Source organism: Ardenticatena maritima (assembly GCF_001306175.1).
Lineage (GTDB): Bacteria > Chloroflexota > Anaerolineae > Ardenticatenales > Ardenticatenaceae > Ardenticatena > Ardenticatena maritima.
This window is the reverse complement of record NZ_LGKN01000005.1, coordinates 482,975-503,601: the sequence shown is the minus strand read 5'-3', so window position 1 is coordinate 503,601 and position 20,627 is coordinate 482,975. Positions and strand designations below refer to the sequence as shown.

At 58.5% G+C, this 20,627-nt stretch carries 20 protein-coding genes; 4 read left to right on the top strand and 16 right to left on the bottom strand.

Annotated elements, in window-relative coordinates; all coding sequences use genetic code 11:
* Positions 1-2: 2 nt before the first annotated feature.
* From phoU to SE16_RS09985, 9 genes are all read right to left on the bottom strand, one after another.
* A complete protein-coding gene (phoU, locus tag SE16_RS10025) occupies positions 3-692 on the bottom strand; it encodes a phosphate signaling complex protein PhoU (protein ID WP_054494009.1) in 690 nt (229 codons plus the stop codon).
* Positions 693-760: 68 nt separating this feature from the next.
* Entirely contained in the window at positions 761-1,903 is a 1,143-nt protein-coding gene (locus SE16_RS10020; RefSeq protein WP_060687560.1) for a sensor histidine kinase, read from the bottom strand.
* On the bottom strand, positions 1,900-2,613 hold the full coding sequence (locus SE16_RS10015; protein ID WP_054494008.1) for a winged helix-turn-helix domain-containing protein: 714 nt from the start codon (positions 2,611-2,613) through the stop codon (positions 1,900-1,902). The genes SE16_RS10020 and SE16_RS10015 overlap by 4 nt, the downstream gene beginning before the upstream one ends.
* 35 nt (positions 2,614-2,648) lie before the next feature.
* Positions 2,649-3,077 carry an arsenate reductase ArsC gene (locus tag SE16_RS10010; RefSeq protein ID WP_054494007.1) on the bottom strand — a complete coding sequence of 143 codons (429 nt, stop codon included), beginning with the start codon at positions 3,075-3,077 and terminating at the stop codon, positions 2,649-2,651.
* A gap of 29 nt (positions 3,078-3,106) precedes the next feature.
* Positions 3,107-3,907: a phosphate ABC transporter ATP-binding protein PstB gene (gene pstB / locus SE16_RS10005; RefSeq protein ID WP_054494026.1), complete on the bottom strand. Its 801-nt coding sequence runs from the start codon at positions 3,905-3,907 to the stop codon at positions 3,107-3,109.
* Positions 3,908-3,979: 72 nt separating this feature from the next.
* Positions 3,980-4,870, bottom strand: a complete 891-nt coding sequence (pstA, locus tag SE16_RS10000) for a phosphate ABC transporter permease PstA (protein WP_054494006.1) — start codon at positions 4,868-4,870, stop codon at positions 3,980-3,982.
* Between the two features lie 12 nt (positions 4,871-4,882).
* Entirely contained in the window at positions 4,883-5,812 is a 930-nt protein-coding gene (pstC, locus tag SE16_RS09995; RefSeq protein ID WP_054494005.1) for a phosphate ABC transporter permease subunit PstC, read from the bottom strand.
* Positions 5,813-5,928: 116 nt separating this feature from the next.
* Positions 5,929-6,948 carry a PstS family phosphate ABC transporter substrate-binding protein gene (locus SE16_RS09990; protein WP_054494004.1) on the bottom strand — a complete coding sequence of 340 codons (1,020 nt, stop codon included), beginning with the start codon at positions 6,946-6,948 and terminating at the stop codon, positions 5,929-5,931.
* Between the two features lie 183 nt (positions 6,949-7,131).
* Positions 7,132-8,118: a ribose-phosphate diphosphokinase gene (locus tag SE16_RS09985; RefSeq protein ID WP_054494003.1), complete on the bottom strand. Its 987-nt coding sequence runs from the start codon at positions 8,116-8,118 to the stop codon at positions 7,132-7,134.
* A gap of 208 nt (positions 8,119-8,326) precedes the next feature.
* Between SE16_RS09985 and SE16_RS09980 the strand changes: the two genes are divergently transcribed.
* Positions 8,327-10,603, top strand: coding sequence for an NADP-dependent malic enzyme (locus SE16_RS09980; protein ID WP_054494002.1), 2,277 nt, complete (start codon positions 8,327-8,329; stop codon positions 10,601-10,603).
* A gap of 73 nt (positions 10,604-10,676) precedes the next feature.
* Here SE16_RS09980 and rdgB read toward each other — a convergent pair whose 3' ends face one another.
* From rdgB to SE16_RS09945, 7 genes are all read right to left on the bottom strand, one after another.
* The gene (gene rdgB / locus SE16_RS09975) at positions 10,677-11,291 is read right to left on the bottom strand and encodes an RdgB/HAM1 family non-canonical purine NTP pyrophosphatase (protein WP_054494001.1); all 615 of its coding nucleotides are present in this window, start codon (positions 11,289-11,291) and stop codon (positions 10,677-10,679) included.
* Positions 11,288-12,310, bottom strand: a complete 1,023-nt coding sequence (locus SE16_RS09970) for a hypothetical protein (RefSeq protein ID WP_054494000.1) — start codon at positions 12,308-12,310, stop codon at positions 11,288-11,290. Before SE16_RS09970 ends, rdgB begins: the two co-directional genes overlap by 4 nt.
* Before the next feature lie 138 nt (positions 12,311-12,448).
* Entirely contained in the window at positions 12,449-12,901 is a 453-nt protein-coding gene (locus SE16_RS09965; protein ID WP_054493999.1) for a DUF1931 family protein, read from the bottom strand.
* An 81-nt stretch (positions 12,902-12,982) separates the two neighbouring features.
* On the bottom strand, positions 12,983-15,610 hold the full coding sequence (gene clpB / locus SE16_RS09960; protein WP_054493998.1) for an ATP-dependent chaperone ClpB: 2,628 nt from the start codon (positions 15,608-15,610) through the stop codon (positions 12,983-12,985).
* Between the two features lie 270 nt (positions 15,611-15,880).
* Positions 15,881-16,564 carry a rhomboid family intramembrane serine protease gene (locus SE16_RS09955; protein ID WP_054493997.1) on the bottom strand — a complete coding sequence of 228 codons (684 nt, stop codon included), beginning with the start codon at positions 16,562-16,564 and terminating at the stop codon, positions 15,881-15,883.
* 100 nt (positions 16,565-16,664) lie between these two features.
* A complete protein-coding gene (locus tag SE16_RS09950) occupies positions 16,665-17,498 on the bottom strand; it encodes an SDH family Clp fold serine proteinase (protein WP_054493996.1) in 834 nt (277 codons plus the stop codon).
* A 29-nt stretch (positions 17,499-17,527) separates the two neighbouring features.
* Positions 17,528-18,223, bottom strand: coding sequence for a rhomboid family intramembrane serine protease (locus tag SE16_RS09945; RefSeq protein ID WP_054493995.1), 696 nt, complete (start codon positions 18,221-18,223; stop codon positions 17,528-17,530).
* Between the two features lie 212 nt (positions 18,224-18,435).
* On the opposite strand from SE16_RS09945, the gene SE16_RS09940 reads away from it, so the two are divergent.
* The 3 genes from SE16_RS09940 to SE16_RS09930 all read left to right on the top strand — a co-directional run bounded on the left by SE16_RS09940 (position 18,436) and on the right by SE16_RS09930 (position 20,617).
* A complete protein-coding gene (locus SE16_RS09940) occupies positions 18,436-19,029 on the top strand; it encodes a helix-turn-helix domain-containing protein (RefSeq protein WP_054493994.1) in 594 nt (197 codons plus the stop codon).
* Between the two features lie 5 nt (positions 19,030-19,034).
* Positions 19,035-19,526, top strand: a complete 492-nt coding sequence (gene bcp, locus SE16_RS09935; protein ID WP_200907451.1) for a thioredoxin-dependent thiol peroxidase — start codon at positions 19,035-19,037, stop codon at positions 19,524-19,526.
* Between the two features lie 71 nt (positions 19,527-19,597).
* On the top strand, positions 19,598-20,617 hold the full coding sequence (locus SE16_RS09930; RefSeq protein ID WP_054493992.1) for an LLM class F420-dependent oxidoreductase: 1,020 nt from the start codon (positions 19,598-19,600) through the stop codon (positions 20,615-20,617).
* Positions 20,618-20,627 lie beyond the last annotated feature (10 nt).

The following is a 20,627-nucleotide window of genomic DNA, read 5'->3' as shown; positions in this document are numbered from 1 at the left end:
GCTTATTCGAGAAACGAGCTCGCTCCCATATCGTCCACAAATTCCACCAGCTCGCCCGACACCATGTAAATGGTGCGTTCGCAAATGTTCGTCACACGGTCGCCAATGCGTTCGAGGTTGTGCGCCACCCAGAGCAGATAGGTCAACCCCTGAGCGTATTCGGGTTGTTGCGCAATCTCGCGGATGAGGCGCTGAACAAGGTCGTTGTAGAGGTCGTCCAACTCATCGTCGCGCATGCCAATTTGGCGGGCGGTCACTTCATCGTTGTTGATGAACGCATTGAGGGCGTCGCGCAACATTTCGCGCCCAATGTGCGACATCTGCTCGAACGTGGGCAACAGTTCGCGCGGGTAGGGCACATCGTGCATGCGCAAAACAAGCCGCGCCACGCCTGCGGCGTGGTCGCCCATGCGTTCCAGGTTGGTCGCCAGGTACATGACGGCGATAATCGTGCGCAAATCGCGCGCCAGTGGCTGTTGAGTGGCAATCAGGGCAACGCTGTGTTCTTCGATGTAGTAGCGCAAGCGGTTCATCTGCTCATCTTCGGCAACCACCTGCTGCGCCAGCGAGATGTCATCTTCAACCAGGGCTCTCACCGCTTTTTGAAGAGCCACGTCCACCATGCTCCCCAGGCGCAGCACGTCGCCCACCAGTGATTCGAGTTTATGTTGGAATTCTTGACGGATGTCCATAGGTCGCTCCTTTCACTTGCTCCGCTGTTGATATCTTCGCCCAAACGCTCTTTGCTGGCAACTGAACGTCATTGCGCACGCGGCAGGGTGATGGTAAAGAGCGCGCCGCCTTCGGGAGCATTGGCGGCTTCAATCCGCCCGCCGTGCGCTTCGACGATATGGCGGGCAAGCGCCAAGCCGATACCACTTCCCCCCCGTCCGCGCGTGCGCGCACGATCAATTTTGAAAAAACGCTCAAAAATGCGCGGCAACAAATGCGGGGGAATGCCGGGTCCCGTGTCTTGCACGCGCAGGAACACATGCTCGTCATCACACATACCTTGAATGGTAATGCGTCCCCCCGCGGGTGTAAACGTGATGGCGTTGTCCAGCACGTTCGTCAACACTTGCGCGAAACGGTCGCGGTCAACCATCACGCGGCACTCGGCGGGCGCGTCGTAGGTGATGGTAATCTGCTTTTCGCGCGCCAGCGGCTCCATGCGCTGGACATGGGCGGCGATGAGGTCGCGCAGTGGGACGTCGGTCAAGCGGAGCGGCAACCGCCCACTTTCGATGAGCGCGAGCGAGAGCAAATCATCCACCAGACGCGTCATGGCGTCGGCTTCGCGTTGCAGGCGTTCGACGATGTGAGCCGCGGTTTCAGGCTCATCGAGTGCGCCGGCAAGCGTTTCCAACCAGACCTTCATGCCCGCCAGCGGCGTGCGCAGTTCATGCCCCAAATTGCCCGCGAGTTCACGCCGCGCACGTTGGGCGCGCACCTGCTCGGTAACGTCTTCCACAAAGAAAATTACGCCGTGCTGTCCCTCGTTGTGCCACGGAATCACTTCAATTTGAAACGTGCGGTCACCTTCAACAGCCAACCGTTCGCGCAACGGGGCGTTTTGACGCCGTACCTGCTCCGCCAGGTCCATGTAGGTGTGGTGGCGAAAATAGACCATGATGTTTGCAGGCAACGTTGGCGCGCCAAAGAGCGCCGCGGCGCTTTGGTTGGCATACACCACACGCATCACCGCGCTTTCAACCTGCGCCACCACAATCGCAATGGGGGCGGCGTCGAGCGCTGTGCGCCACCAGGAGGGTGAGGGCGTCGCCTGAGCACTACGCGGCGACGGCGGCGGCATGGCGGCGCTTCGCCGTACCGCACGCGCCCACCCCAACGCCAGCAAGACGCACAGCGCTAGCAAGAATGTGTCCAGCAATGACCAGGTCATACGGCTTCGTCGTCGGGCACTTCAAAGCGATATCCCAAGCCGCGCACGGTTTGAATGTAGCGCGGGTTGGAAGGGTCGGCTTCGATTTTCTTGCGCAACCAGGAGATATGCACGTCCACGGTGCGGGTTTCCCCGACGTAGTCCTCGCCCCACACACGTTCAAGCAACCAGTCGCGCGAAAGCACAATGCCGGGATGGCGCAACAAAACGTGCAAGAGTTGGAATTCGCGAGGGCTGAGCACCAATTCGCGGTCGTGCATGAAGGCACGCCAGCGCTGCAAATCCAGGCGGAAGGGTCCTACTTCGAGCACATCTTCATGCTCACCGCTCCGCTGCGCACGACGCAAGACGGCGCGAATACGCGCCACCAATTCGCCCACACTGAATGGCTTGACCACGTAATCATCCGCGCCGCTTTCCAGCCCAATGATGCGGTCCACTTCGCTGGTACGCGCCGTGAGCAGAATTATCGGAATATCGGAGTGGGCGCGCACAATGCGGCAGACGCTCAGCCCGTCGAGTTTGGGCAACATCACGTCCAGGATGACAAGGTCCGGTTCGGCGTCGCGGATGGCGTCGAGGGCGGCTTCGCCGTCGGCAACCTGCAAGACGGTGAAGCCCTGACGGGCAAGGTTGAACGCCAACCCTTCGCGCAGGGTGTCGTCATCTTCGGCAAGCAACAGTGTGGGTGTCGTGCTTTTGGTTTTCATGTGTTCGCGTGCACCTGCTTCTTGACCAACGGTTGCTATGCGTGCGCCAAATTGGCGAGATACCCCACAATCCGCTCACGGATACCGTCGCGCACCTCGCGAAAGACGCGCATTTGCGCCTCTTCATCACCTTCGGCTTTGGCGGGGTCGGGGAAGCCGATATGCACAACGTGCCCGCCCCCCAGCCAAACGGGGCAATTTTCCGCGGCGTCATCGCAAACAGTGATCACCACATCGAAGGTTTGCCCGCGAAATTCCTCGGTGGATTTGGAACGCAAGCCCGCAGTTGGCACCCCAATCTCTTCCAGCGCCCGCAGGGCGAGCGGATGGACATAGCCGGATGGGTTTGTTCCTGCTGAAAAGGCTTCCCAGGTCTCGCCCAACTCGTGGTTGATGATGGCTTCAGCCATTTGCGAGCGGCAAGAGTTGCCGGTACACAGTACCAAGACGCGCCGCTTGGACATCTGTTGCTCCTTGCTGGTTGGTTGTCTGTTTAGCCAAACCGCCCTGTGATGTAATCTTCCGTGCGCTGGTCACGCGGGCGGGTGAAAATTTGCTCGGTCGGTCCAAATTCAATCACCGTGCCTGCTTTGCGGTCGTCGGTCAGCATCATCATCGCCGTGTAATCACTCACACGCGCGGCTTGCTGCATGTTGTGCGTGACGATGAGGATGGTGTAGTTCTGTTTCAATTCCTGCATCAGGTCTTCAATTTTGAGCGTGGCAATCGGGTCGAGCGCCGAAGCGGGTTCGTCCATGAGAATGACTTCGGGTTCGATGGCGATGGTGCGGGCGATACACAACCGCTGCTGCTGACCACCACTCAACGCCAGCGCACTGCTATGCAAACGGTCTTTGACTTCGTCCCACAACGCCGCCTGGCGCAAAGAGCGTTCAACCAACTCATCCATGTTGCCCTTGTAGCCGTTGATACGCGCCCCCCAGGCAATGTTTTCGTAGATGGATTTGGGGAACGGGTTAGGCTTCTGGAAGACCATGCCGATACGGCGGCGCACTTCCACCGGGTCAATATCGGGGGCGTACAGGTCTTCCCCGTGGTAGGTGAGACGCCCTGTGATACGCACATTGGGAATCAGGTCGTTCATGCGGTTGAAGCAACGCAAGAGCGTACTTTTGCCGCACCCCGACGGTCCGATGAGCGCAGTAATTTTGTTTTTGGGCACATAGAGCCAGACATCGCGCAAGGCTTCTTTTTGCCCGTAGTGCAATCCCACCTCTTCGGCTTGAAGCACAATCTCTTCGTTGGCTGGTTTGTCCACGTATTTGGGCTTCATTGTCTCCCCCCTCGTCTGCGTCTGAATCGCGTCAACAGTCATCGGCTCGCGTGTTTCTGTTTCAATCATGGCTCATCCTTTCAAACGCTGCTCGAAGCGATAGCGCAAGAAGACCGCCAGGGCGTTCATGCTGAGCAAAATCGTCAGCAACACAATAATGCCGGCGGCGGCGTTCGCGTGGAAATCCGCCTGCGGGCGTGAAATCCAGTTGAAAATCTGGATAGGCATCACGGTGAACTGGCTGTGCAGGCTATCGGGCAAGAAAGCGACATAGGTGAGCGCGCCGATGGTAATGAGCGGCGCAGTTTCGCCGATCGCGCGAGAAATCGCCAGGATGGTGCCGGTGAGAATGCCGGGCATGGCGTAGGGCAACACGTGGTCGCGCACGACTTGCCAGCGCGTTGCACCCAGCCCAATCGCCGCCAGCCGCACGCTGTTGGGCACAGCGCGGATGGCTTCACGCGCGGAGATAATCACGATGGGCATCACCAGCAACGCCATGGTGAGCGCCCCGGTGAGCAAGGAGCGCCCGCCCGTCCATGCGCCCAGCACACGGGCGAAAAATTCCAACCCCAGCAACCCGTAGATGATGGACGGCACGCCCGCCAGGTTGGCAATGTTGATTTGGATGAGGTCGGTAAGCCAGTTTTTGGGTGCGTACTCTTCCAGATAGACCGCCGCGCCCACGCCAATGGGAAAGGCGAAGAGCACCATCAAGCCGACCATGTACACAGAGCCGACGATGGCGGGCAAAAAGCCGGCGCGTGCCGCACGCCGCGAGGGATAACTGGTGAGGAATTGCCAGTTGAGCCGCCCCAACCCGTCGCGCAACACATCCCAAAAGAGCAACGCCAACGCCGTCAAGGCAATGGTAATCGCCAAAAGCGCCACTATCTCGAAAATGCGCCCTTTCAGGCGACGGCGAGCAAGTTGGGCTTCAAATTCGATATCGTGAAGTGTCATCTCACACCCCCTTTACTCGTAGCGCTGGCGGTAGCGCCGCACAATGAAGTGGCTGGCCACGTTGAGCGAGAGCGTCATCAAGAAGAGCAGGAACGCCACCGCAAAGATGGTTTTGTACGCCAGCGAGCCCGCAGGTGTATCGCCCAGGCTGACTTGCACGATGTAGGCGGTCATCGTTTGGATGGGCTGGCGCGGGTCGAAGGTGAGCACGGGGCGTTGCCCAGCAGCGATGGCAACAATCATCGTTTCGCCCACCGCACGAGAGACCGCCAGGATGAAGGAAGCCGCAATCCCCGAAAGCGCCGCCGGCACGACGATTTGCGTCGCCACTTCAAACTTGGTGGCGCCCAAGCCGTAGCCCGCATCACGCAGGGCTTTGGGGACGGCGTGCAGGGCGTCTTCGCTGAGCGAAGAGACCATGGGCAAAATCATAATGCCCATGACGATACCGGGGCTGATGGCATTGAAGCCCGCCAAATCGGGGATGATTTTCTGCAAGGCAGGTGTGACGAAGAGCAAGGCAAAGTAGCCGTACACCACGGTGGGAATGCCCGCCAGAATTTCGAGAATGGGCTTGAGAATGCTGCGCGTGCGCGCCGAGGCATACTCGCTCAGGTAAATGGCGCTCAACAAGCCCAGCGGCAACGCCACAATCAGGGCAATCGCCGATGTCATGAACGTCCCCACCACCAGCGGCCAGACGCCAAAATGTTTGTCAGTAAAAAGGGGCGTCCATTGCGTGTCGGTCAGAAACTCCCACACCGAGACCAGCGGGTCGCGGAAGAATTGCACCGATTCCCAAAACAGAATCACAACAATCGCAATCGTCGTCGCAATCGAAACCAAGCCGCACAACAAGAGCAAATAGCGAATGACTGTTTCCCCCACGTCGCGGCGTCGTTTGCGCCGCAACGCCTCGGAAATGGGCAGAGATGTGCTCATAGCCGGTCAACTCCTTTCATGTACGCGCTCCCCTCACTGAACAAGAACCGACGGTATGAGCATCCCACTCATACCGTCGGCATTCTATCATAACGCACGTTGTTCTGGCGAAACGCTCATTGCTCTTCAATCGCCAGCAAATCTTCAATCGAAACGCCCACTTGCGAACCACCACTGAAGACCGAACCCGTAATGCGCTGGGCGACGCGCGCTTTCGCCAGTTCATACGCCTTTTCGGGCAACCCAACGTAGCCCACTTCTTCGGCCAACGTGGCGGCGTTGTCCAGGTAGAAGTTGACGAACGCTTCGACCTCGGGGCGTTCCAGCGCCTTGGTGCTCACGTAGATGAAGATGGGGCGCGACAGCGGCTGGTACGTCCCGTTGTTGATGGTTTCCACCGTTGGCTCGACACAGCCGTTGCCGCCGTCAATCGCCACGGCTTTCACCTTCCCCTGGTTTTCGACGTAGTACGCAAAGCCGAAGTAGCCGAGGGCGTACTTGTCGTTGGCGACACCCTGCACCAAAACGTTGTCGTCCTCGCTGGCGGTGTAATCGCCGCGGCTGGCGCCTTCTTCACCCACAATCGCGTCGGTGAAGTAGTCGAACGTCCCCGAGTCGGTGCCGGGACCGTAGAGGCTCAGCGTTTCATCCGGCCAGTCGGGGCGCACCTGGCTCCACTTGGTAATCACGCCCTGGGCGCTCGGCTCCCAAATCATCTTCAACTCGTCCACGGTCATGCAGGTCGCCCAATCGTTTTCGGGATTGACCACCACGGTCAAACCGTCAAACGCCACCGGCAACTCGATGAATTCAATCCCGTTCGCCTGGCACTGTTCAATTTCGCTCTGCTTGATGGGACGCGAGGCATCCGAAATGTCGGTTTCGCCAGCGCAGAACTTCTTGAACCCGCCGCCTGTGCCGCTCACACCAACGGAGACACGCACATTCGGGTTTTCCAGACCAAATTCTTCGGCAACGGCTTCACTGATGGGGAAAACGGTACTGGAACCGTCAATCAAAATGTTGCCGCTCAATTCCGCACTACCTTCTGTGGTGGTCGTGCTTTCATTGCTGCCGCCACAGGCAGCCAACACGAACACGAGCAGGGATACAACCAGCCAGGAAAGTCGCTTCATGCTTTCTCACTCCTTCTTGCCATGGTTTTTGGTTTGGGCGTGAGGCGTTTGACACCCAAGGATGAGCGTAGCAGACGTGCGAAAATCGTTTGTAAAGGTTCTGCTAAGATTTCTTTACAAAAGCGGAAAGGGTGGCCTCTGTTCGGCCACCCCGGCAAGCGCTACTTGTTTTTGCGCGTGTGTTTATTCGTTGAACAGTGCCCCCACCGAAATACCAAAGTGAATGCGGCGAATCACTTCACCCAACAATGGTGCCACGCTCAAAATGGTCATGTTGGGCAGGCGCTTTTCAGGCGGGATGGGGACCGTGTTGGTCAGGATGAGTTCGGTCAGTGGGGCTTCGCGCAAGCGTTCAAGGGCGGGTGGTGAAAGAATGCCGTGCGTGGCAACCGCGTACACCTCTTTTGCGCCCGCCTGCTTCAAGAAGTGGATGGCGTTCGTCATCGTCCCGGCGGTATCAATCTCGTCATCAAAGATGATGGCGTTCTTGCCTTCCACATCGCCAATGAGCGAGAGCGCCCGCGCTGTGGGGTCGTTGCCCACGCGGCGCTTTTCGACAATGGCAAGCGGAGCGTTGAGCGCTTCGGCAAGGTTGCGGGCTTTCTTGGTTGCGCCCACGTCCGGCGCGACCACGACCATGTTGTCCAACCCTTTGCGCAAAAGATAGTCGCGCTGCAAGTGGAACGCCGTCAATTCGTCGCCCGGAATTTTGAAGAAGCCTTGAATTTGCCCCGCGTGCAGGTCAATCGTCAGGTAGCGGTCAGCGCCCGCAGTTTCAATCAAATCGGCAAGCAAGCGGGCCGTGATGGGCACGCGCGGCTGGTCTTTCTTGTCCGAACGCGCATAGGCGAAGTAGGGAATAACCGCCGTAATGCGCCCAGCGGAGTCACGCTTGAGCGTGTCAATCATGATGAGCAATTCCATGATGTTTTTGTTCACTGGGCGCGTCATCGGTTGAATCAAAAACACATCTTGCCCACGCACGCTCTGGTGCAGTTTGACGAAGATGTTCTCGTTGGGAAACTGGAACACATCCGCGCCGCTCAGCGGAATCTTCAAGTAATCACAAATTTCATGCGCCAACTCCGGATGCGCCGTCCCGGTGTAGATTTTGATTTCGCCGTACAAGGTTCTCCCTCCCCTGGTGGTCGCTCCTGTTGGTTCCTGCATTCACCATGATTATGGCAGTTTTGTGTTTTTGCAAAAGCGCATCAGGGGGCGTTGCAGCCCAAGCGGGCAGACCACCGCCAAGCCGTCTATGGCAAATGACCATTGATCACATGACATTCGCGACTAGCAACCTCACGCCGCTTTATGTATCGTACCATTTTGAATGTCCGTGGTGATACGTGTTTGCTCAAATTCAGGAGGAATTGCAATGGTGCATCAAAAACGCTCCATCACCCGTGAAGAAGCATTGGAATACCACCGGCTCGGTGGGCGTCCCGGCAAACTCGCCATTCGCCCCACCAAGCCCCTCACAACGCAGCGCGATTTGTCGCTCGCCTATTCCCCCGGTGTCGCCTACCCCGTGCTGGAAATTGCCGCCAATCCGGACGATGTGTACGAGTACACCGCCAAAGGCAACCTGGTCGCCGTGGTCTCCAACGGGACAGCGATTCTGGGGCTGGGCAACCGGGGGGCGCTTGCCGCAAAGCCCGTTATGGAAGGCAAAGCCGTGCTCTTCAAGCGCTTTGCCGATATTGATGTGTTCGACATTGAAGTCAACGAAACCGACCCCGACGCCTTCATCCGCGTCGTTGCCGCCATTGCACCAACATTTGGCGGCATCAACCTTGAAGACATCAAAGCGCCCGAATGTTTCTACATCGAAGAACAACTCAAAGCCATGCTGGACATTCCCGTCTTCCACGACGACCAGCACGGCACCGCCATCATTGCCGCGGCGGGGCTTCTCAACGGGCTGGAACTGGTCGGCAAGCGTATCGAGGAGATTAAGATGGTCATTTCGGGGGCGGGGGCGGCCGCCATCGCCTCAGCCGACCTTGCCATCAAAATGGGGGTACGCCCGGAAAACATTCTGCTGGTAGACAGCCGCGGCGTGATTTACAAAGGACGCACCGAAGGCATGAACCCCTACAAAGAGCGGTTCGCCGTTGAAACCGACGCGCGCACACTCGCCGACGCCGTGCGTGGCGCGGATGTGTTCTACGGGCTCTCGGTCGCCGACATTCTGACGCCGGAGATGGTCAAAACGATGGCAGAGCGCCCGCTCATCTTCGCCATGGCCAACCCAGACCCCGAAATCAAGTATGAAGTAGCGCGCGAGGTACGCCCCGACGCCATTATCGCGACCGGGCGCTCCGACTACCCCAACCAAATCAACAATGTGTTGGGCTTCCCCTTCATCTTCCGCGGCGCACTGGATGTACGGGCGCGCGCTATCAACGATGAGATGAAACTGGCGGCTGCGTATGCGCTGGCGGCGCTTGCCAAAGAGGATGTGCCCGATGCCGTTCTCCGCGCCTACAACCTGGAAAACCTCCAATTCGGGCCGGAGTACATCATCCCCAAGCCGTTCGACCCGCGCGTGCTGTTGTGGGTTGCGCCGGCAGTTGCCAAAGCCGCCATCGAAAGCGGGGTGGCACGCCGCCCGCTGGATATTGACGAGTACCGCGAACTGCTCATGTTGCGCCAGGGCAAGGCGCAAGAAGTGCGCCAATTCATTCTGCACCAGGCGCGCCGCAGCCAGGGGAAGGTGCGGCTGGCGTTTGCCGAAGGCGATCATCCCAAAATCATCCGTGCGGCGGCGCAAGTAGCGGATGAGCGTATCGCGCACCCCATTCTCATCGGCAATGAAGCGCGTATTCACGCCACGGTGGAACGTCTGGGGCTTTCTTTCGACTACACGGTTGTTGACCCCGATACGTTCCCCAAACGTGACGAATACGCGCGCGTCTTCTACGAACTACGCCAGCGCAAAGGCGTCACGTATGAAAAAGCGCGCAAGATGATGCACGAACGCAACATCCTCGCGCCGATGATGGTCAAAATGGGAGACGCCGACGCCTGTATCTCCGGGCTGACGTATGAATACCCCGAAGTAATTCGCCCGGCGCTGCAAATTCACCACACCCGCCCCGAAAGTCGGCTTGTCGCCGGGGTGTACATCATCATCGTAGATGAGAAGGTCTATCTCTTCACCGACGCCACCGTCAATATCGAGCCGAGCGCCGAAGATTTGGCGGATATCGCCATTCTGGCCGCCGACTTTGCCACGCACATTGGGCTGGAACCGCGCGTTGCCATGCTGTCGTTCTCCAACTTCGGGTCAACCCAACACCCACTGGCGCAAAAAGTGGCGCGCGCCGTCGAACTGGTACGCCAACGCCGCCCCGATTTGGCGATAGACGGCGAAATGCAAGCCGATACGGCGGTTGTGCCGGAACTGGTGGAAGAACGCTACCCGTTCAGCCGCGTGAAAGACGCCAATGTGCTCGTCTTCCCCTCGCTGGAAGCCGCCAACACCGCCTACAAACTGCTCATCCGCCTGGGGCACGCCGAAGCCATTGGTCCCATTTTGCTCGGCACGGGCGCACCCGTCCACGTGATTCAAACCGGCGACGACGTGCGCAACATTGCCAACATGGCGGCTGTCGCGGTGGTGGATGCACTCACACGCCAGGAGGCGTAATCCGCCAGACACAAAAAAGGTGCGCCGCGCATTTGATGCCGGCGCACCTTTTGTTTTCCCCACGGTGTGCGACTTACAAACGCCCCGCCTCCACCAATTGCAGGATGACATCACGCAAGGCGCGCGCCGCACGTCCCCGATGGCTGAGTGCATTCTTTTCCTCACGCGATAACTCGGCCATCGAGCGCCCCTTTTCGGGGACGTAGAAAATGGGGTCGTAGCCAAAGCCCCCTTCCCCACGCGGCGCGAAGAGAATGCGCCCTTCCACTTCACCGCGCGCGCTCCAACAATCGCCGTCTGGGAGCCGCAACACCGCCACCGCTACAAAGCGCGCCGTGCGCTGCGGCCACGGTACATGCGCCAGGCGCGCCAGCAACGCTTCGTTGCGCTCCGCCGCCGAGACCGCGCCCGCCCAACGGGCGCTGTAAACACCGGGGAAGCCGTCGAGGGCGTCCACTTCCAAGCCGGCGTCTTCGGCAATCACGGGCAACCCACTCGCTTCACCGTAGGCGACGGCTTTCAGGCGCGCGTTTTCTTCAAACGTTGTGCCTGTCTCTTCCACATCCATGGTTGCCAGGCCCACATCATGCAGGCTGAGCAGACGCACCGGCAACGCCTCGAAGGCTGCGCGATATTCGCGCAATTTGCCGGCGTTTGTGGTCGCAATCAGCAGATCCGGTTGGCTCATTGTGATTCCTCGGATTCTTCACCCAGGACACGCAACGGCAAGCGCAGCACACCGTCTTCAATCTCAACCGTTGCTGTCAGGGCTTCCGCTGTGATGCGTTTGTTCGATTCGGTTTCGCGCCAGAAGAAACGCAGTTGGTACTCACCTGCAACGGCAATCGGCGGCACGGCAACCTGCATGGTGGTCACCACACTTTCACCGGGCGTCCAGACTGTCGTCGGGTATAAGCCGCGCAAGGGGCGCTCTTCAATCTCGGTGACGGTAGGCGCTGCACATGCGGCGTCCTGGCAGGGTCCCACGAGCGAGAGCACGCCCGTCCAATCGGCGGCGAGAGGCTGTTCCACTTGCCAGCGCGCTCGCACCACCACCGAATCAAAGACGCGCGCTTCTTCGGGAGCGTCCAATCCCACCAGCGTCACAGCGTCGCCGAAGCGCGCCAATGGTTCGCCGGCGGGCGGTATGTCTTCCGCCTGGTCGAGCGGGACTTTGAAGCGCGGGATGGTGAGGGCTGTCCCCACGGGCAACACGGCGGCGCTGGGCGAGGTCGCGCGGAAGACCATCAGCACAAGCGTGTACGCCCCTTCGGGGAGTTTTTCAGGTAAGGCAAAGGTGATGCGTTGCTGAACCACGCCATCGTGGACTTCCTCAACCGCCAGCGGGATTTCCGCCTGAAACACCTCCCGCCCCAACACATGGCGCAACTGCGCCTGCACCTGATACGCCCCCTGTGGGGGTGTTTCCACGCGCCACACGAGGTCAATGTCAAGCGTGGCGGCTGGGCGCAACAGCACAGGCACATCGGCTGGCGTTCCATCAACGGTAGCGCGCCACTCTTGCAAGGTCAGCCACGGCGCCACCGTCATCCCCGCCGGTTCGGCGGCATGCGGCGGTGTGGTGGGCGTTGCGGATGGTGTCGTGGATGGACCGGAACGCGCAGATGCGCACGCCGACACAAACAGAAGTATCCACACAAGCCCAACACCAACGAATGCGGCAAATGGTCGTCTGAACGTGGTCATTGGCGCTTTCCCCCTTGTGGAACATGTTTCAAGCGGCGCGTATTATGGCGTGATTGGGCGCAAGAGCAACTCCCCCATGCAGGGCAAACAAAAAACGCGGCACACAGTGCGTGCCGCGTTGGTGGGCGTCAGAGCGTATTAGAGCGTCAAATCCATTGCTTGCTCAACACGTTCCCACATTTCCGTGTCGGGGTTGACAATATCCGGATCAATCGTCTTCATCAAACGCGCCGCCACCAAAATCAACGTCCCCACCAGGTCGGGCAACATGTTGACAACGTCTTCGCTCAACTCGCGCTCAAGCGGGGGATAGGTCGCCAGGTGGTCGAGAATCGGCTGCAATTCGATTTCTTCTTCCAGTTCGCGGAATTGGCGCAGGCTTTCCTGCAACCCCTTGGTGATGGGCAAATCAGGCTCCATCACAATATCGCGCCCGTTGTAGGACGCATTGCGCACACCCACCACGAGCAAATCATTCAACTTGCGCCCCACCAGGTCGGTCAGGCGCTTGATGTCGTTCTTGTCCACGTTCAAGCCGGCAACACGGCGAAGCAATTCTTCCAGACGTTTGGCGCCGATGACTGCACTCATTGTTTCCTCCTCCTGTCAATGAAAATTTGGGGTGTGAATCGGGTGGCGGGGCGTCTACCGCCCCACCACCCTTGGGCGAGATTATGCCGTCGCCGCTTCGGCTTCCTGCTCTTGCACGTTGCCAATCTTGCGGAAGACGAACTCGTTCAATTCATCGTCGTAGTCCACTTCGATGATGTCGCCTTCCATGAAGCGCCCTTCCAGAATCTCCATCGCCAGTTTATCCTGGATACGGCGCTGGATGACGCGCTTCAACGGACGCGCACCATAGACCGGGTCGTAGCCCTCTTCGGCCAAGCGCTCTTTGGCGCGGTCGGTCAGGCGAATTTGCATACGGCGATCCTCCAACAGGCGCGCCAGCCGCTTGATCTGGATGTCCACAATCTGCTTCAAGTCTTCCTTCGTCAGCGGCCGGAAGATGATGACTTCGTCCAGACGGTTCAAGAATTCCGGCCGGAAGTGCTGGCGCAGGACTTCCATCACGGCTTCGCGCATGCGTTCTTCGTCGTGCACCAGTTCCTGGATGTACTGGCTCCCCAGGTTCGATGTCATGATGATGACCGTGTTGCGGAAGTCCACCGTGCGCCCTTGCCCGTCGGTCAAGCGACCATCGTCGAGCACTTGCAACAACACGTTGAAGACTTCCGGGTGCGCCTTTTCGACTTCGTCGAACAGGATGACGCTGTACGGGCGTCGGCGCACCGCTTCGGTCAACTGGCCGCCTTCTTCATACCCGACATAGCCGGGCGGCGCACCAATCAGGCGGGCGACCGTGTGCCGCTCTTGATATTCGCTCATGTCAATGCGAATCATGGCGTCTTCATCATCGAAGAGCACTTCGGCCAATGCACGCGCCAGCTCGGTCTTCCCAACCCCGGTCGGGCCGAGGAAGAGGAACGAACCGATTGGGCGGTTCGGGTCTTTCAAGCCGGCACGCGCACGGCGAATTGCGTTCGCCACGGCACGCACCGCCTCATCCTGACCAACGACGCGCTCATGCAAGCGCTCTTCCAGATGCAAGAGCTTCTCGATTTCGCCTTCCATCAGCTTGCTGACGGGGATACCCGTCCACGCCGAGACGACCTCGGCGATTTCTTCGGGCGTCACTTCTTCACGCAAGAGCGCGCCCTCTTTCTGCATTTCGGCCAGTTTCTGCTCTTGCGCGGCTAATTTCTGTTCCAGCTCGCGCAGTTTGCCGTAGCGCAAGCGGGCCGCTTCTTCCAGGTCGGCGCGGCGTTCAGCCTGCTCAATGGCAATCTTGGTCTGCTCGATTTCTTCCTTGATGTTGCGCAATTCATCAATGACCTGGCGCTCGGCTTCCCAGCGCGCCGCCAACGCATTGCGGCGTTCTTGCAAGTCCGCCAATTCTTGTTCGAGCTTCTTCAAGCGCTCTTTCGACGCCGGGTCTTTTTCCTGTTTCAGCGCCTCACGCTCAATTTCCAGCTGCATGATGCGGCGGTCCAGTTCGTCCAGTTCCGCCGGCTTGCTGGTGATTTCCATCTTCAGCCGACTGGCCGCTTCGTCCAACAGGTCAATCGCCTTGTCGGGCAAGTAGCGGTCGGTGATGTAGCGGTTGGACAGGGTCGCCGCCGCAATCACCGCCGGGTCGGTGATGCGTACACCGTGGTGCACTTCGTAGCGCTCTTTCAGACCACGCAGAATCGAAATGGTGTCCTCAACGGACGGTTCACCCACAAAGACGGGCTGGAAGCGCCGTTCGAGCGCGGCGTCCTTTTCAATGTACTTGCGGTACTCGTCCAGCGTGGTCGCGCCGATGACGCGCAGTTCACCACGCGCCAGCATGGGCTTGAGCATGTTCGCCGCGTCCACAGCCCCTTCGGCGGCGCCAGCCCCCACGACCGTGTGCAACTCGTCAATGAAGAGGATGATGTCCCCTTCGGATTCTTCGACTTCCTTCAAGACCGCTTTCAAGCGTTCTTCAAACTCACCGCGGTACTTGGCGCCTGCCAGCAACGCACCCATGTCCAGCGCCACAATGCGCTTGTTCTTCAGGTTTTCGGGCACGTCGCCGTTGACAATGCGTTGCGCCAAGCCTTCCACAATCGCCGTCTTCCCGACGCCCGGCTCACCAATAAGCACGGGGTTGTTCTTGGTGCGGCGGCTCAAAATCTGGATGACACGCCGAATCTCCTCATCACGCCCGATAACGGGGTCGAGTTTGCCCTGGCGTGCCAGTTCGGTCAGGTCGCGTCCATACTGTTTGAGCGCTTCGTAGGTCGCTTCGGGGTTTTGCGATGTGACACGTTGCGACCCACGAATTTGCTGCAATGCCGCCATGACGGCGTTTTCTTCCACGTTGTAGGTGCGCAAAATGCGGTCAGCCGCGCCCCCCGCCGCGCGGATAATCCCCAGCAAGAAGTGCTCCGTGCTGAGATAATCATCGTTGAATTGGCGGCGGGCTTCCTGCGCCTTTTCCACCACACGGCGCAAGCGCTGGCTCACCAGCGGTTGCCCAGCGCCGCCGCTCACGCGCGGCATTTTTTCCAGCGCGTCTTTGACCGCGGCACGCATGGCGCGCACGTCAATGTTCAGCCGCTGCAACACGCGCGGCACAACGCCTTCATCCTGCTCCAGCAAGGCGTACAACACATGTTCGGGCTGAATTTCGGGGTGCCCGTATTCCACAGCGAGCGATTGGGCTCGTAGAATTGCCTCTTGTGCTTTTTCGGTAAATTCATTCAGGTTCATAGAAACCTCCTCTCGTTCTCTCACCTAAACAGTCTGGTATCTGCACCAGACTATCGCCCAAACATGTTGGAATTTCCGCAACATTTTGTTAGAAAGTTATTGGATTTTGGCTGTGAAGCGAGTGCGTTGCGGGTTGTTTTCACACGTTGGAGTAGCGTATTCGCTCTGTGTAGCGGGAACGTGCGAGTGCAATGGCAAGAAAAAATGTTGATGCAGTGTGTCAGCGGAAAATCGAGAAAAAGTGAGGCATATTTTCTTGTTGTTCCAGGGCTAATCCCCTTCGGCATTGCGCCACTGAGACATGTAGCGGAAGAACCAGACCAACACGATGCCTGTTCCAAAACCGCCTACGTGCGCCCACCAGGCAACGCCGCCACGCGCTTGCAAGGTGTCCGCCGAAAGCGCAAAAAAGTCGTTGAAAAATTGCGAAAGAAACCACACGCCAAAATAAATGACGGCGGGAATACCTACCACTTCAACCCAGATGAGCAGCGGTATCAGCGTATAGACCAGCGCTCTGGGGAACATGATCAAATAAGCCGCCAACACCCCCGAGATAGCACCGTTGGCGCCCACCGTGGGAATTGAACTGGTGGGGTTGAGATAGAGATGCGCCAACGCCGCCTCAACCCCACAGAGCAAATAGAAAAGCAGATAGCGCAGGTGCCCCAGGCGGTCTTCGACACTGCCCCCAAAAAACCACAACGCCAGCACATTGCTCAACAGGTGAACCGTCCCGCCATGCAAAAACATGCTGGTGAGCACCGGCAACCAGCGCACCATGCCGGTTTCGCGCCAGAAATGCGCCGGTACCAACCCAAACTGGCGAATCGTTGGCTCTAACGCCGCCCCCAACCTGAATTCCCACACAAACACGAGGACATTCAGCAAGATAAGCGTATAGTTGACCCAAGGGGTACGGCGCGACGGGTTGTTATCGAATAACGGAATCATGCATTCTTCCTCGCCTGGTTGCGTGTGGATGAAGTGCTGATTCGCCAGGCTTGGCGTCGGTGCCCGTCAGAGCATGGGCAACACGTGCAGTTTCGGCTGCTCAGCGCGTTTGCGCCCCATTGCGGCGCTCATACGGAGCGGGAATGTACTGCACGGACGGGCGTTGTTGCTGTGGTTGCGGGTAGAGCGCCATCAGTTCGTACACTTCTTGCGGCATCTCCGTGGAAACCGGCAACCCCAACTCGCGCGCTTCATCCACCATGATCGGATAATCGTGCGTCCAAGTGCCGGTCGCCATAATGCGCGCGACCTCCGCGGCGCGTTCCGGCGGCATTTTGTCCTTCAAAATCGTTTCCACCGTCCGCGTCACCTGCTGAATCGCCTTGCGCGAGACGTCCGCCATGATGAGCGTTTGGTCGTCAATCTCGGCTATCGGCTTTTCTTCCACCACTTTGAGAATGCTCGCGGCGGGGAATTGCCCCAACTGCGGGTCAACAGGTCCCAACACCGCGTTTTCATCCATGACGATTTCATCCGCCGCCATGGCAATCAGCGTCCCCCCGGACATGGCATAGTGCGGCACAAACACCGTCACCTTCGCCTTGTGCTTCTTCAACGCCATGGCGATTTGCTCCGCCGCCAGCACCAGCCCGCCCGGCGTGTGCAGGATGAAGTCAATCGGCACATCGTCGTCGGTCAACTTGATGGCGCGCAACACCTGCTCGCTATCATCAATGTTGATGTAACGCGCAAGCGGAAAGCCGAGAAAACTCAACGCTTCCTGGCGATGAATCATGGCAATCACACGGCTGTTGCGTTTGCGTTCCAATTCACGCATCTTGTTAATACGTTGCATCATCAAAATACGTTGCTGCAACATGGGCTGCAACGAAGAGAGAATGATGAAGAGCCAGAGAAGCGAGAAAAAGTCCATATGTGCCTCCTTGTTGTTCGATCGTGCGCTTACCAGGGCCAATACTCATCGGCATAGCGTCGCTCCGGCGGTCGGCGGAAGAACCAGACCAGCACCAACCCCGCCACAAAACCGCCCACGTGCGCCCACCAGGCGACGCCGCCACTGGCTTGCAAGGTGTTCACCGAAAGCGCAAACAAGCCATTGAAGAGTTGCGAGAAAAACCAGATACCCAAATAGACGACGGCGGGGATACGCACCACCTCAACCCAAAAGAAAAAGAGGGGAATGAGCGTATAGACCGACGCCGTGGGGAACATGACGAAATAGGCCGCCAACACGCCCGAGATAGCGCCGCTGGCGCCCACCGTAGGAATTGGGCTGGTGGGATTGAGATAGACATGCGCCAGCGCCGCCGCAACCCCACAGAGCAAGTAGAAAATCAGATAGCGCAGGTGTCCCATGCGGTCTTCCACGTTATCGCCAAAAATCCAGAGTGCGAGCATGTTGCTGAAGAGGTGAAACGTTCCACCATGCAAAAACATGCTGGTGAACACCGGCAACCAACGCGCCATGCCGGTTTCGTGCCAAAAGCGCACCGGCACCAACCCAATCTGGCGAATGGTTGGCTCTAACGCCGGTCCCAAACTCACTTCCCATACAAACACGAGCACATTCAGCAAAATAAGCGTATAATTGACCCAAGGAATACGGCGTGAGGGAATGTCGTCGAATAGGGGAATCATGCAATACTCCTCGCCTGGTTGCTTCTGAATGCGTTGCTGTCGGGGAGTATATGCGCCCAATAAAAGCGAAGCAAATGGGTACAAGGCTCTTCAACGCTCGCAAAAGCCAGCCAGCGGAACGCAGGACGCTGCCTGCATCTAGCCACAACAGCGTGCTCATGCTACAATCGCGGCAACCCGAGACGAGGTGGTGAAGACGACGGAGGCGGTTTGTGTCTGAGTGGTTGACGCTCAAAGAAGCAAGTGATCTCCTTGGCGTGCATCCTTCCACATTGCGCCGTTGGAGCGATGAAGGCAAAATCAACACCATTCGCACACGCGGCGGGCACCGTCGGTTTCACCGCCGCGATATTGAAGCCCTACTCCAACAAGGCATTACCTCGCACAGCGAACCCCAGATTGATTCACTGGCCGGGCGTGTGCATTCCCAACACCCTGAATGGGGGCAAACCCTGGGCAAGGAAGCCCGCACCCAGGCGCGTGAACTGGGGCAACGCTTACTGGGCTTGTTGATGCAATACATTCTGCAAGCGGGCGACGAAACACGCTTGCTCCAACAAAGCCGCGACGTCGGACGCGAGTATGGCCGCCTGATTGCCGCCGCGGGTTTTTCACTGCTCGAAACGGTGGAAGCGTTTCTCTACTTTCGCCGTCAGGTCACCACCATGGCGCTCAAACTGCCCTCGTTTCCACAACCAGAAGATAGCCAAGCCCTGCGTGAATTGCATGAACGCCTGGACCACTTTATGAATGAAGTGCTTTTGGGCACAATCGAAGGCTTTGAATCTGTCAGCATGAAAGGATGACGACCATGCCAAAACTGAACGTTGGCGACCCTGCACCCGATTTTGAACTGCTTGACGACCAAGGGCGTCCTGTACGCCTGAGCGATTTTCGCGGGCGTCCCGTGCTGCTCTACTTCTACCCCAAAGCCATGACCAGCGGATGTACCCGCCAAGCGTGCGCCTTCCGTGACGCCATGCCCGAATTCGAGCGCCTGGGCGTCACCGTACTGGGCGTCAGCCCCGACCCCGTCGAACGCTTGCAGGCATTCAAAGCCAAAGAGGGGCTCAACTTTACGCTGCTCTCCGACCCCGACCACACCGTCGCCGACGCATACGGTGTTTGGGGCGAAAAATCCATGTACGGGCGCACCTACATGGGTATCATTCGCAGCCAGTTTCTGATTGATGAAAACGGCATCATTCGTGCGGCGCACTACAAAATCAGCCCTGCCAAAAGTGTGCCCACCGCCCGCAAAGACCTTGAAGCCTGGCAACACGCATCCCAACAAGGCTCGTAGTCCATCAACACGGGCGTATGCTCGTGTTTCCACCTTCATCATCAACCCAAAACTGTTGCAGGAGAGACGCCATGAAAATTGACACCGCCTTGTTTGTCACCAACCTGAAAGATGCGCCCGCGCTGGCGCGCCAGGCCGAAGAGATTGGTTTCGACGGGCTTTGGACCAGCGAAACCAGCCACAACCCCATGTTCCCCCTCGTGCTGGCCGCCGAACACACCAGCCGCATTGAACTGGGAACCGCCATTGTGGTCGCGTTTGCACGCAGCCCCATGGATGTGGCGTATCAGGCGTGGGATTTGGCGCAGTACAGCAACGGGCGCTTCATTCTGGGGTTAGGGACGCAGGTGAAGGCGCATATCGAACGGCGCTTCTCCATGCCGTGGGATAAACCCGTGGCACGCCTGCGCGAATATGTGCAAGCCCTGCGCGCCATCTGGCATGCGTGGCAAACGGGCGAAAAACTCAATTTCCGTGGCGAATTCTACAAATTCACGCTGATGACGCCCTTCTTCAACCCAGGTCCCATTGACCACCCCAACATTCCCATCTACATCGCCGGCGTCAACCGCGGCTTGTGTCGGCTGGCGGGCGAAGTTGCCGACGGGTTCCACGTGCACCCCTTCCACACCGTGCGCTACCTGAAAGAGCGCATCATCCCCTGGATTGAGGAAGGCGCCGCCGAAGCGGGACGCAGCCGCGCCGATGTGAAACTCAGTTCCACCATCTTTGTGGTCACAGGACCCGATGAAAAAGCCGTCGAAGAAGCCAAATTCGGCGTGCGTCAGCAGATTGCTTTCTACGCCTCAACACCCAGTTATCACTCGGTCATGGAATTGCATGGCTGGAAGGACGTTGCCGAAGAATTGAGCCGCCTGGCGGCGCGCCAAAAGTGGCATGAAATGCCTGCGCTGATTACTGATGAAATGCTGGAAACGTTCGCCGTCATTGCGCCGTACGACTCGCTGGCGGCGGCTATCCGGCAACGCTACGAAGGCTTGCTCGACCGAATCACGTACTACGCCCAATTTATTCCCGGCGCCGATGAAACCTTCTGGCGCGAAACCGTGCGCGCCTTCAAGGAAGGTTGAGCGCCAACAC

Coding starts and splice junctions, on each gene's coding strand:
- phoU (WP_054494009.1), bottom strand. CDS start 692: ATGGACATCCGTCAAGAATTCCAACATAAACTCGAATCACTGGTGGGC.
- SE16_RS10020 (WP_060687560.1), bottom strand. CDS start 1,903: ATGACCTGGTCATTGCTGGACACATTCTTGCTAGCGCTGTGCGTCTTG.
- SE16_RS10015 (WP_054494008.1), bottom strand. CDS start 2,613: ATGAAAACCAAAAGCACGACACCCACACTGTTGCTTGCCGAAGATGAC.
- SE16_RS10010 (WP_054494007.1), bottom strand. CDS start 3,077: ATGTCCAAGCGGCGCGTCTTGGTACTGTGTACCGGCAACTCTTGCCGC.
- pstB (WP_054494026.1), bottom strand. CDS start 3,907: ATGAAGCCCAAATACGTGGACAAACCAGCCAACGAAGAGATTGTGCTT.
- pstA (WP_054494006.1), bottom strand. CDS start 4,870: ATGACACTTCACGATATCGAATTTGAAGCCCAACTTGCTCGCCGTCGC.
- pstC (WP_054494005.1), bottom strand. CDS start 5,812: ATGAGCACATCTCTGCCCATTTCCGAGGCGTTGCGGCGCAAACGACGC.
- SE16_RS09990 (WP_054494004.1), bottom strand. CDS start 6,948: ATGAAGCGACTTTCCTGGCTGGTTGTATCCCTGCTCGTGTTCGTGTTG.
- SE16_RS09985 (WP_054494003.1), bottom strand. CDS start 8,118: ATGCAGGAACCAACAGGAGCGACCACCAGGGGAGGGAGAACCTTGTAC.
- SE16_RS09980 (WP_054494002.1), top strand. CDS start 8,327: ATGGTGCATCAAAAACGCTCCATCACCCGTGAAGAAGCATTGGAATAC.
- rdgB (WP_054494001.1), bottom strand. CDS start 11,291: ATGAGCCAACCGGATCTGCTGATTGCGACCACAAACGCCGGCAAATTG.
- SE16_RS09970 (WP_054494000.1), bottom strand. CDS start 12,310: ATGACCACGTTCAGACGACCATTTGCCGCATTCGTTGGTGTTGGGCTT.
- SE16_RS09965 (WP_054493999.1), bottom strand. CDS start 12,901: ATGAGTGCAGTCATCGGCGCCAAACGTCTGGAAGAATTGCTTCGCCGT.
- clpB (WP_054493998.1), bottom strand. CDS start 15,610: ATGAACCTGAATGAATTTACCGAAAAAGCACAAGAGGCAATTCTACGA.
- SE16_RS09955 (WP_054493997.1), bottom strand. CDS start 16,564: ATGATTCCGTTATTCGATAACAACCCGTCGCGCCGTACCCCTTGGGTC.
- SE16_RS09950 (WP_054493996.1), bottom strand. CDS start 17,498: ATGGACTTTTTCTCGCTTCTCTGGCTCTTCATCATTCTCTCTTCGTTG.
- SE16_RS09945 (WP_054493995.1), bottom strand. CDS start 18,223: ATGATTCCCCTATTCGACGACATTCCCTCACGCCGTATTCCTTGGGTC.
- bcp (WP_200907451.1), top strand. CDS start 19,035: ATGCCAAAACTGAACGTTGGCGACCCTGCACCCGATTTTGAACTGCTT.
- SE16_RS09930 (WP_054493992.1), top strand. CDS start 19,598: ATGAAAATTGACACCGCCTTGTTTGTCACCAACCTGAAAGATGCGCCC.